Raw genomic sequence first — 12,328 nt, 5'->3', positions numbered from 1 at the left:
GCTTTTCAGAATTGTTCCGGACCCTCAGCCCCCGGGTCGACTCCGAGACGGGAACCCCCAATCTGGGAAGCGACTTGCCAGATTGGGGTTTCCCGTTTCAGAATTGATCTGGGGGTTGTTCATCCTGATCGCCCCGGTGATTATCTGGCTGGTGTCGAATGTGATGGTGCCACTTATCATAGTGCAGCAACAGCGCGGGATCGGGATAAAGTCAGAGAAGCGATATTGTCGGAGCTAGGGTGGAAGTTGGTGCGGGTTTGGTCAACGGATTGGTGGGTTGATAAAGAAGGGGCGGCTGAGCATCTGCATAACGCTTTGGTCGCGATTTTAGAAGAAGATCGGCGCAAGAATAAAATGGCTTTGCCCACAAGCTGATATCAACGAAGAGATAAAATCCGAGGGCGATTATGATTTATTTTAACTTATGATCATAAAAGTCGTTCTCTTTCCTATAGCATGCGTTTGTATCAATATAGATGCGGCCTTTTAATGAAGAGGGTATGACGACCTTCTGGAAAAGACCGATGGAGTACAAAATGAAATTGACAGAAAAGACTTTTGACCTTTTTCAGGAAGATGGCAGTCTTCTTGAAAAAAATATCCGTTTTCAGGAAGATGGTCGGGTCTTGGGTGCTCAACATTTTGATCGCCAATATTGGTCTGTCGTCGGCACGCAGATTGTTTTAACCAACGAGCATAAAACACCTTCGATTATTTTTGCTTGCTGTTTGGAGCACAGCGATCTTTTTGTCTTTTTCGGGCAATCGGCGCAGGAAGGGAAAGATAAAGCCCGTTTCATTTTATTTGAGACAGGGGCAGCTTCTGTTCCCGCTGTCGCGCCTGCACCTGATCTGACTCCTGCCTTGATGATTTTAGAGCGCAAACTTGATCATATGCGTGATACGATAAATCTGGTTTCTCAGCGTAGCAGTCGCTCTTCTTCTAAAATAAAAGTGTTATTTCTGATTCATAATATGGCGTTGTGGGATAGCCTGCGGGATGTCTATGCGATTATGTCCGCGCGCGATAATTTTGAGGTTATTGTCGCGACTTCACCTCGCTATTTTCCGGCAACGCAGGATTATCAGGCAGAAGATGAAGTGCATCAGGGTTTAGAACAGCAATCTATTCCCCATATCCGTTTTAAAGAGGATTTTGAATCAGCATTACAGGTTATAAAAGCAATCGCACCGGATGTCATTTTCCGTCAGATGCCTTGGGAAGTGAATACGCCGGAACCTTTCCAAACGCAGCATCTCAATTTTGCTCGCCTGTGCTATGTCCCTTATTATGGCTTGAATATTCTGGAAAAATTGACGGCAGAAGAAAATGAGCAAGATTTCTCCGCTGACCAGTATTTTCATCGTATGTGTTGGCGGATGTATTGCGAGAATGAGCCACTATATCATCGCATGAAAGAAAAATCCTTGCGCGGTGGTGATAATATCGTGGTGAGTGGTCATCCGAAGCTTGATCGTCTATGGGAATCCCGCAAAAATCCCGAATGGCCGATCAAATCGGAAGGTGAGAAGAAATTCCGTCTGATATGGGCACCGCATCATACTATTGGAAATGGTTGGCTTGATTTCGGTATTTTTCCGCAAACCTTTGGCGATATGTTGCAATGGGCAGAAGAAGCTCAAGATATCGAATTCGTTTTGCGGCCACATCCCTTGCTGTTTAATTCCCTGTTATTTTACAAGCTGTTTAATGAGCAGCAGGTCGAACAATTTAAAAAATTATGGAACCGTTTGCCGAATACTTATTTAAGTGAAGGTGGCGATTATGGTCCCTTATTGGCGGCATCCGATGCCATGATAACAGAAGGTGTCAGCTTTCTGGCTGAATATCAGATATTCCACGATAAACCGTTGATCTTTTTGGATAGCCAGCGGCATCGTGGATTTAATGCAGTGGGTGAAAAAATTATGCGCGGCACCTATAATGCAACCACTATTCAGGCGGCACGGGAAATTGTCAATTCTTATCGTCGAAAGGGTGATGACCCTCTTGCTACCATCAGAAAAGAAAATTTTGACATGATGATGCCTTGGCCGGGGAAAGCCGCTGAACGGATTGTGGATGATATTCAGGCGAATATTGCCTTATAAAACCTCAATTCCTGTAATTTTGATTTGATAGGCCGGAGAAGATTATGGCTGTTGCCGTTATTTTGGGAGGGGGAAAAGGCACCCGTTTTGGTGATCCGCTACCCAAGCAATTCAAGGTATTAGGTGGAAAGCCAATCATTCAATATACCTTGGAGGCCTTTTATTCTCATCCGGCGATTGATGAAATTATTGTGACCTATCCGGTTGAATATCGGAAAGAAATTGCCAAGATAACTGCGCCTTTTTCTAAAAAATCGCTTTATTTGGTGGCGGGCGGCGCTTCTCGCATGGAAACAACCATGGCCGCTTTGGCGGCTGCGGGTGATCGTCATGTTAAGATTTTATTTCATGATGCGGTTCGCCCTTTTGTTTCCCATGATATCATCAGCGATAGTTTGCATGCTCTTGATCGGCATCAGGCAGTTGATGTTGTTATTCCAACGGCCGATACTATCGTTTCTTTGAATGAAGCGCAGGATCATTTGCTTTCTATCCCCAAACGTAGCCTATTACGGCGGGGGCAAACGCCGCAAGGTTTCTGGGGCGATTCTTTGACTGCCGCTTATCGGGCGATAGATCCTGAAATTCTTGACCGTTTTTCCGATGATTGCGGTGTATTTCTTTATCAAAATCCTGATGCTGATATCGGTGTGGTCACCGGTGATGATAAAAATATCAAAATCACAACGCCGATAGATTTCTTTTTGGCTGAACAAATCCTCTATTCAGGGCAGGCCGCTAGCCGATCAGTTGTTTCCGAGGAAAAAAGCCAGAAATCTGTTGTCCTTTTCGGCGCTTCCTCTGGCTTGGGTGCTGCTGCCGCAAAAGCTATGGAAGCTAAAGGATGGCAAGTTTTTGCGGCTTCGCGTAGCACGGGGATCGATATTTGTGATCCTGAACAGGTGAATAGCTTTTTTAAGGAAGTCGCCTCTAAAACATCTGATATTGACGCGGTTGCAGTTTTCTCCGGCGTTTTGAAAACCGGTAAAATTACGGAAATGAGCCGTGAAGAAATCCGTCAAATGATAGATGTTAATTTGATCGGTTCATTGAACGTGGCCTTGGCTTCTTTTCCCTATTTGAAGAAGTCATCCGGTCATTTGTTGATGGTTAGCTCTAGTAGTTATTTTCGGGGGCGTGCCAATTCAGCAGTTTATTCATCTTCCAAAGCAGCGGTGGTTAATTTAACGCAAGCCCTTTCTGAAGAATGGGCAGAGGACAATATTGCGGTTTCCTGTATTGCCCCACGGCGTGCCAATACGCCCATGCGGAGGAAAGCTTTTCCGCATGAGAATCCGGCGATCTGTCTTGACCCTGATATTGTCAGTCAGCAGGTGATCGCGATGTTGGAGCATCCCCAGACAGGTTTAATTAAACATATTTATTAAGGTTTTTATCAAGGCTGCCAGACAATATCTGGCAGCCTTGTAGGCATTTTAAAGACTGTTTTTATGCAGAATAACGCCGCCCATTGGAAGGAATAGGGATTAAACAGATGACCGTTTCAAATCCTCTCTTTCTAAAAAGCGATGCTACTTAACTCCGTCCGAATAATTTTTCGATGTCCTTATGGCCTAGTTTAACCCATGTCGGGCGGCCATGATTACATTGGCCGCTATGGGGTGTGATTTCCATTTCCCGCAGCAAGGCGTTCATTTCCGCGATAGAAAGTAAACGACCAGCCCTGACTGATCCGTGACAGGCCATGGTTGCAACAATATGGTCAAATTTTTCCTTTAACAATAGGCTCTGATCATAGGCGGCGATTTCGGCAGCAAGGTCTTTTATCATGGCTTTGACTTCGCAATTACCGAGCATCGCAGGGGTCGCCCGAACCAAAATAGCTTCATGGCCGAAGCGTTCGGTTTCAAGCCCCATTGCTGCGAATTCATCCTGCCTTTGTTCGAACAGATCGCAAGAGACCTCGTCCATTTCGACAACATCTGGCATAAGCAATCTTTGGCTGGTGACTTGGCCGTTTTCTAATGCCTGCCGCATCCGTTCCATAACCAGTCTTTCATGCGCGGCATGTTGATCGACAATGACCAATCCATCTTTGGATTCGGCTATAATATAGGTTGCAGCAATTTGGCCTCTTGCCAATCCTAGTGGGAAATCGCTTTGTTCTGAACCGTCTGTAGCGCTATTTCGTCCCATAGGCGGTAAGGGTGATTTTGTTGTGGCACTCCATAGATCAGAGGCTGTGCCTTGGGGTATTCGGATTGAAGTCGCTTTCGGTGTTTCTGTTGTCCGGCCTTTAAAAAGAAGCCCAGAATCTGAAAGGGCTGATCTCGATTCATGGCTAGGGGTAGTTTTTGGAGGCACAGCCAGATCGCTGCTTTTTTGCCATTTCCCCATGGCTTGAACATCAGCGGGTTGCGCGCTTCTAAAACCGGATAGGTCAAGACTTTCCCGAAGCCCACCGACAATAAGACTACGCACGGCTTGAGAATCCCTGAAACGGACTTCTCCCTTGGCAGGGTGAACATTGATATCGACATCGCTATTCGGCAAAGTCAGAAAAAGTGCCAGAACCGGATGGCGGTCTTTTGCCAGCAAATCATGATAGGCTGCCCGAACTGAACCAATAAGCAAGCGGTCTTTAACAGGGCGGCCATTGACAAACAAATATTGATGATCGGCCAGACCACGATGAAAAGTAGGTAAGCTGGCTACCCCTTCAAGCTGCATCTGATCGCGCTGATATTCAACCGCGACGCTATTGTCTTTTAATGTCCGGTCAATCAGAGCCGCGACCCTTCTTTGTCGGCTTTCACCGCCATTGAAAGAAAAAATACGTCTGCCATCATGCTCAAACGAAAAAGCAATATCGGGGCGCGTCATGGCCAGTCGTCTGACGACATCATGGCAGGCCATATATTCGCTTTTGGCGCTACGCATGAATTTACGCCGTGCTGGAATGCGCGCAAAAAGGGAATCAACCTTTATTCTTGTGCCTTTGGGAAGAGGGGCTATGCCTTCCTTCTCGAAATGTCCATTATCGACGATAATTTGCCAGCCGCTATCGCTGTCGGCTGTTCGACTTTCTAATGTTAGGCGGGCAACACTGGCAATAGAGGGCAGGGCTTCACCTCGAAAACCCAATGTGTTGACGGCCTCGATGGTATTGTTCTCGGGGAGTTTGGAAGTCGCATGACGTTCTAAGGCTAGCCGCATTTCATCCGCAGGGATGCCGATGCCATTATCAATGACTTCGATCCCGTCTAAGCCGCCTTTTTGCAAGCGAATAAGAATGCGGGTTGATTGAGCATCAATGGCATTTTCGACCAGTTCTTTTAAAGCGCTGGCTGGTCTTTCAACAACTTCACCCGCAGCGATGCGATTTATGACGTCTTCTGGCAGACGGCGTATTGACATATTTCTAACCCTGCCCCAAGCGGTTCTCTGGCTTTCCGGTTCAATATTCATATAAAACCGGAAAATGGCTTTTTTTTAACCTTTTAAAGTCATAGTATAGGATGTTCAGGATCGATATAGGGTCGATAAATTAATAGTCCTGATCTATCCCTTTAATATCGGTATATGTGTAATATACCGGTTTCTTTTTGGTCGGGAAAGTTTATAGCTTTTCTGGCTTCTTTCCTAAAGCCCCTTGTTAGCGGACGGATGCTTGAATGTCTCTTTTTACCCGCCTGTTTAAATTTATGTCGCATGACATGGCGATTGACCTCGGCACGGCGAACACCGTCGTTTATCTTCGCGGCCGTGGCATTGTATTAAATGAACCCTCGGTTGTGGCAATCGAAACCTTGAATGGCGTCAAACGGGTGCGCGCCGTCGGGAATGACGCCAAGCTGATGATGGGCAAAACGCCGGATAGTATCCAAGCCATCCGCCCTATGCGTGATGGCGTGATTGCCGATATTGACGTCGCCGAACAGATGATAAAACATTTTATCCAGAAAGTGCATGGCGGTAAAGCACGGCCTTGGCGTTTTCCTGAAATTGTGGTCTGTGTCCCGTCCGGTTCTACATCTGTCGAAAGACGCGCTATTCGCGACGCGGCTTCTAATGCGGGAGCCAGTCAGGTCTTTTTGATTGACGAGCCTATGGCGGCAGCGATTGGGGCTGAAATGCCGGTAACGGAGCCTATCGGTTCGATGGTCGTTGATATTGGCGGCGGCACCACCGAAGTGGCGGTTCTGTCTTTGCGGGGGCTAGCCTACACCACCTCTGTCCGTGTCGGTGGCGACAAAATGGATGAGGCCATCGGTTCCTATGTCCGCCGGAATTTTAACCTTTTGATCGGTGAAGCAACAGCCGAGCGTATCAAAAAGGAAATGGGCACGGCGAGAATGCCAGATGATGGCATCGGGATGACGATCAGCATCAAAGGCCGCGATTTGGTAAACGGGGTGCCAAAAGAAATCCAGATCAATCAGGCGATGATTGCTGAAGCTTTGTCTGAGCCTGTGGCCTCTATCGTTGAAGGCGTCCGTCTCGCTTTAGAAAATACGGCACCGGAATTGGCCGCCGATATTGTCGATCAGGGTATCGTCTTGACAGGTGGGGGCGCTTTGTTATCCGGTCTGGATACGGTGTTGCGTGAGGAAACTTCTTTGCCGGTAACAATTGCCGACGATCCTTTAACCTGTGTGGCTATGGGAACCGGACGGGCTTTGGAAGATCCTACCTTTAGAGCTGTTCTACAAACAGCCTGATTTTGAGCAGGCAAAGGATCTTTTGAAGCATGGCACCGCCGCGCTCACGTAATTTTGGTTTTTCAAGGCGGGCGCAACTAGGCTTATTTGCAAGTTATGTCGTGGCTGTCGGAGGGATTATTGTGGCCTTGGTCATGTTGATCTTGGCCAATCTCTATCCCGCCAGTTACAATAGCGTCATTGGTTTTATTACTGATTGCACCAGCCCGTGGCCGCGTTTAGGTCACGGGGTCGTTACCCTGTTGGATAATACCCGTGATAATGTCGCGGGCTATATCAAGGCGGGTAGTGAAAATATCCATTTAAAAAAGGAATTGGAACATCGGCAATCCGACCTTGTGCAATTACAGCTTTTGAAGGCGGATAATGGCAAGCTGAAACGCTTGTTAAATCTGGTCGATCATACGCCCGAAAAAATAGCTGTTGGGCATATTATCGGTTCCCCTTTGGCAACCAGCAGTCGTCGGACGGCCATTATTGATATTGGCTCTTTGTCAGGGGTCACAAGTGGTATGCCTGTTTTGGCGGCCGAGGGTTTGGTTGGACGTGTTTTGGCGACGGGGCATTTTTCGGCGCGTATTCTGTTGTTGATTGATCCTTCCAATACTTTACCTGTCAAAATTGCCCGTTCCGGTGTGGCTGCCTTGGCTGCGGGGCGGGGCGATGGCCCTTTGGATGTCCGGCCATTGATTGCAGGGCAATCACCTTTCCAAAAAGGTGATCTTTTGGTGACTTCTGGCACTGGAGGAATCTATCCCCCCGATATTCCGGTCGCTTTTGTTACGGCTTTGAATAATGATGGCGCGGTTGCTTTGCCCGTCGTTAATCCGGCTTCGGTGGATTATATTATGGTTGAAAAAATATTTGAGCCTGATGCTCCGCCGGAACCTTCCCTTGCGGATAAAATGCCTTCTCAAAAATTGTCCCGCAAGAAAATGGCCAAAAATAATCCAACGGCAAGGGCTGTTACCCAACCTTTAGCAGGGCGGGCTACCGATAATCCTGCGAATAGCAACAGCGCATCACCGGTATCCAATAAATCCCGATGAAAGGAGAGCGGTTATGGCTTTGACACCGGTGACGCCTCCTGCGGCAAAGCCTATTATTGCCAAAGATCAGGATTTGGGTTTTTTGCCCATAAAAGCCCAAATTACCCCGATTATTATGGTTTTGTTGGCAAGCCTTTTGGAGACTGAGCCTTTTGTCGGGGTATTATCCTTCTGGCCATCTTTAGGCTTTTTAACGGCTTTGGGATGGCGCTTGTTACGCCCTGAATTATGGCAAGCATGGATGGGGCTACCTTTGGGCATGGCTAATGATATTATCAATGGTCAGCCGCCAGCTACCTCTATGATTACATGGACAGCTTGCTTTCTCATGATGGATATTGTCGATAATCGGCTGGTATGGCGGAATTATTGGCAGGACTGGATTTTGGCAACCGTGGCCGTTTTTTGTTCTAGCTTGCTGGCTTTATGTATGTCTTGCGGTTTTAAAGGGCATTTCGCTATCGCGCTTGTTGCCGATATGCCAAGGATTCTAGTCTCTATCTTGCTGTTTCCGGTGGTTGAATTTTTTTGTTCACTTGTAGATCGTTGGCGGTTAGCTTTATAAAATAAGACTAGAATAGTCATCATTGAGAGCAGGACAGCTATTACACCGGCTTGTTTTTTGTAGGATTATCCATATTTTTTGCACACGCCCTCTTTCTATTGCGTAATACTTGCCGGATTATTTTTCTGTGAAAAAGCGTAGTCATCTTATTACCCAACATTCGCTCGGCTATAGTTTTTCCCGACGTGCTATGCTTTTTGGCGGATTGCAATTGGCGACCGGCAGTTTGTTAGCTATGCGGATGGCTTGGCTATCTGTCGCAGAAAACGAACATTACAGTCTAATGGCTGAAGATAATCGGGTGCAGACGGTCTTGATACCGCCAAGACGGGGGTGGATCGTCGATCGCCACAATCGGCCAATGGCGATCAATCATACTGATTTTCGTGTCGATATTATTCCCGATCAAATACAGGATCGGGAAAGGGTAATTATTACTTTGGCCGAGTTACTCAATCTATCTCCAGACGATGTCGATCGGATTCGAGAGGATTTGAATAAAGCCGCCGGTTATCAGCCTGTCCCTATTGCCGAACATCTTGATTACGAGCATTTTGCTGCGATTTCTGTCCGGTTGCCTGAAATGGCAGGCGTAGCGCCGCAAAGAAGTTATGCTCGTTATTATCCAAATGGCTCTGCGGTCGGACATTTAATCGGTTATGTCGGTGCAGCGACCACTGATGATTATAAGAAAGATCACGATCCTTTGTTGATTACGCCCGGGTTTAAAATTGGGAAGCAAGGGTTAGAAAAAACTTTCGATAATTATCTAAGAGGGGTTCCGGGTGCCAAGCGTTCCGAAGTGACGGCGCGCGGACGATTGGTACGTGATCTGGAGAATAAACCCGATCAGCCCGGTAAAAAGCTGCCTTTAACAATTGATGCTGGATTACAGGATTATACGGCGCGGCGCATCGGAGACAACAGCGCAGCCGTTGTTGTTATTGATACCGAAAACGGTGATATTTTGGCGCAAGTGTCGATGCCTTGTTTTGATCCCAACGATTTTGCCGATGGCATCAGTCATCGAGAATGGCAAAGTCTATCCCAAGATGACCATCATCCTTTGATTGATAAAACGATTGCAGGTCTTTATCCCCCCGGCTCGACAGTTAAGCCGATGAATGCGCTGGCTTTGCTAGAATTGGGTATTGATCCTTATGAAACGGTCAATTGCACTGGCAGTTATCAATTGGGCAGTAGTTTATTCCATTGTTGGCGGCGGCAAGGTCATGGCCCTGTCAATATGCATACGGCAATCACGCAAAGCTGTGACGTCTATTTTTATGCTATGGCACATCGGGTTGGCATGGAGCCTTTGGCAGATATGATGCGTCAATTAGGACTGGGTGCCAGCTACCATCTGCCTTTGGGGTCAGAACATTATGGCACTGTCCCTGACCCTGCATGGAAATTGAAAAAATATCATCGCAATTGGACGGCGGCAGATACGTTGAATGCCTCGATCGGGCAGGGGGATGTTTTGGCCAACCCCTTGCAATTAGCTGTGATGGCAGCGCGATTGGCTTCGGGAAAACAAATTACGCCTCGGCTGATCCGCTCAAAAGAAGTCCCGATGCCCGCGAAATTGAACGCCAAAGAATCTCATCTCGATTTTATTCGGCAGGCTATGCGGGATGTGGTGAACGGTGGTGGCACTGGCGGGGCGGCAAGGCTATATGTTCCCGGTGTTGAATTGGCGGGGAAAACCGGAACGGCGCAGGTTAGGCGTATTTCAATGGCGGAACGTGGGCGCGGTGTGTTGAAAAATTCACAATTGGCTTGGCGGATGCGCGATCATGCCTTGTTTGTTTGCTTTGCACCGACAGATAATCCACGTTACGCTGCCTCGGTTGTTGTCGAACATGGTGGCCATATTGACTCCGCTACGGATGGACCGGCTATTGCACGCGATGTCCTGACCTATTTGTTTGACCCCGATCGTGCTATGGCCAGTTTGAACGCTTTGGAAGTGTCGTGGGGTGGGGATCTTGCGAGCCGTATGCGTATGCGGTCGGAAAATGCCTCGAAAGCTCCATCTAAACCCAATATGACTTAGGCGAAATCGGGATGTTGTCCTTAGTACCTGCTCCTATTCGGCAGTTGCCGTGGAAGCTTTTGCTTCTTGTTATGGCTGTTGGCAGTTTTGGATTGGTCGTTTTATATTCGGCTGGGGGTGGGCTGCATCCTTGGGCATTAAATCAAGGGCTGCGTTTCATTTTCTTTATTTTTGTCGCGATTGCTATCAGCCGTATAGATCAGGACAGTTTAAAGCAAATTTCTTGGCCGCTTTACGGTGGGTTATTGCTCCTTCTTATTTTTGTCGAGCTATTTGGTTTTGTAGGTGGCGGCAGTCGAAGATGGCTTAATCTGGGAATTATGACCCTTCAGCCTTCGGAATTGATGAAGCTGGCGATTGTTCTTGCGATTTCTCGTTTTTATGACTTGCTGCCTGCGGGCGAGATTAGAACCTTTTCCGCTATGTGGCCTGCGGCTGTTTTAATTTTGGTGCCAGCGCTTCTGGTTGCGGTTCAGCCTGACCTTGGAACGGCATTGATGATTGTCGCGGGGGGGATCATTGTCTGTTTTTTGGCCGGATTGCCCTTATGGCTATTTATAGGGGGCGGTGTGTCCTTGGCGGCGATTGCACCGCTCGCTTTCTTCTTTTTATTACATGATTATCAGCGCAATCGGGTTTTGATCTTTTTAACGCCTGAAAGTGACCCTTTGGGTCGAGGATATCATATCAGCCAGTCTAAAATTGCGATTGGCTCAGGTGGTATTTTGGGTAAGGGTTTTCTGAATGGCACCCAGAGCCATCTCGATTACTTGCCGGAGCGTCATACCGATTTTGTTTTTGCAACAATGGCCGAGGAATGGGGGCTGATCGGGGGGCTTTTCATTATTGTCAGCTTTATGATTATCATCAGCTGGGGCATGAAGGTGGCGTTAAATGCGCCGTCACGTTTTGCCAAATTAACAGCGGCAGGCTTATCTTCGACTATTTTTTTCTATGTTGCTATCAATTTAGCTATGGTTATGGGAATGGCGCCTGTAGTGGGGATTCCATTGCCTTTAGTCTCTAATGGTGGCTCGGCGATGATGAATGTAATGATTTGTTTAGGGTTGCTTATGGCGATTGATCGTTGGACACGTTATCCTAAAAAGGGCTTTTGATCTGTCCTTAATCCTATAGAGTGTTCCGACATACTCGATTGATCCAGCCGATCGTCTCAATATTTCCAAAAGAAAGTTACAAGATCTTATTCTTGTTATTGTGATTATTTTGAAATATAAAAGTATTTTATTATTTCATTTTTGAGTATATAAATTTTTATTGATTTTATTCTTGGTAAGAATATTCTTTGAAATTTATAGATTGTCTTGGGCTATTTTTAGAATAAATTTTTCATATAAATAGCTTTTTATAAAAATAAATAATAATAGATTGTGTTTTCTTTAAATTTTATTTTAAAAAATTTTAATGAAGTGAATATATGAAATATAGCGATGCACTATAATTCTAAATTGTGGTTATATTCATTATATTTGAAATAATTATATAATTTAAAGTTTAAAAATAACAAATTATTTCTATTTTCCTGAATTTTTTTTAATTTACTTATCGTTTTCTTTGTTTTACCCCTTTCTTGTTAGCTAGTTTTTTAAAGGGGGTGTATAGTAAAGCCTTAGATATTTCCGCTATTGATATCAATTCACATAGAAAAAGTATGACTGATTATAAGATATTTATTTTCAGATCTTTATACTTCAAAACTATGAATGGAAATAAAGATATACATGAAGTTAATCTGTAATTTTGGAATAACATTTGGATTATTCCTTGTACCCTCTTCCGTTTTTGCTACTCAAAGCAGTTTATCTTCTAATTACCAGCAATGGTACACAGGTTCCCTTTTA

Annotated in this window: 9 protein-coding genes; 8 read left to right on the top strand and 1 reads right to left on the bottom strand. The window is 46.0% G+C overall.

Features of this window, described 5'->3' with window-relative positions:
* The 3 genes from LDL18_RS07095 to LDL18_RS07085 all read left to right on the top strand — a co-directional run.
* Positions 1 to 375 (top strand): DUF559 domain-containing protein (locus LDL18_RS07095; protein ID WP_296508181.1); only part of this gene is annotated, 375 nt, incomplete at its 5' end.
* 161 nt (positions 376 to 536) lie between these two features.
* A complete protein-coding gene (locus LDL18_RS07090; protein ID WP_296508179.1) occupies positions 537 to 2,111 on the top strand; it encodes a hypothetical protein in 1,575 nt (524 codons plus the stop codon).
* 44 nt (positions 2,112 to 2,155) lie between these two features.
* Positions 2,156 to 3,499 (top strand): bifunctional cytidylyltransferase/SDR family oxidoreductase, encoded by a 1,344-nt coding sequence (locus tag LDL18_RS07085; RefSeq protein ID WP_296508177.1) that lies wholly within the window; start codon positions 2,156 to 2,158, stop codon positions 3,497 to 3,499.
* Between the two features lie 148 nt (positions 3,500 to 3,647).
* Here the strand turns inward: LDL18_RS07085 and mutL are convergent, their stop codons facing one another.
* Positions 3,648 to 5,489, bottom strand: coding sequence for a DNA mismatch repair endonuclease MutL (gene mutL, locus LDL18_RS07080; RefSeq protein ID WP_296508175.1), 1,842 nt, complete (start codon positions 5,487 to 5,489; stop codon positions 3,648 to 3,650).
* Positions 5,490 to 5,746: 257 nt separating this feature from the next.
* Here mutL and LDL18_RS07075 point away from each other — a divergent pair, with 257 nt between their 5' ends.
* The 5 genes from LDL18_RS07075 to rodA all read left to right on the top strand — a co-directional run bounded on the left by LDL18_RS07075 (position 5,747) and on the right by rodA (position 11,584).
* Complete coding sequence (locus LDL18_RS07075; protein WP_011240278.1) at positions 5,747 to 6,793, top strand: rod shape-determining protein; 1,047 nt, start codon at positions 5,747 to 5,749, stop codon at positions 6,791 to 6,793.
* A 29-nt stretch (positions 6,794 to 6,822) separates the two neighbouring features.
* The gene (mreC, locus tag LDL18_RS07070; RefSeq protein ID WP_296508169.1) at positions 6,823 to 7,842 is read left to right on the top strand and encodes a rod shape-determining protein MreC; all 1,020 of its coding nucleotides are present in this window, start codon (positions 6,823 to 6,825) and stop codon (positions 7,840 to 7,842) included.
* Between the two features lie 13 nt (positions 7,843 to 7,855).
* Complete coding sequence (locus LDL18_RS07065; RefSeq protein WP_296508167.1) at positions 7,856 to 8,407, top strand: rod shape-determining protein MreD; 552 nt, start codon at positions 7,856 to 7,858, stop codon at positions 8,405 to 8,407.
* Between the two features lie 127 nt (positions 8,408 to 8,534).
* Positions 8,535 to 10,466, top strand: a complete 1,932-nt coding sequence (gene mrdA / locus LDL18_RS07060; protein ID WP_296508161.1) for a penicillin-binding protein 2 — start codon at positions 8,535 to 8,537, stop codon at positions 10,464 to 10,466.
* Positions 10,467 to 10,477: 11 nt separating this feature from the next.
* Complete coding sequence (rodA, locus tag LDL18_RS07055) at positions 10,478 to 11,584, top strand: rod shape-determining protein RodA (RefSeq protein WP_296508159.1); 1,107 nt, start codon at positions 10,478 to 10,480, stop codon at positions 11,582 to 11,584.
* Positions 11,585 to 12,328 lie beyond the last annotated feature (744 nt).

Origin of the sequence: Zymomonas sp., from assembly GCF_020216885.1 — a bacterium.
Taxonomy (GTDB): Bacteria; Pseudomonadota; Alphaproteobacteria; order Sphingomonadales; family Sphingomonadaceae; genus Zymomonas.
This window is presented reverse-complemented; position numbering and strand designations above follow the sequence as displayed.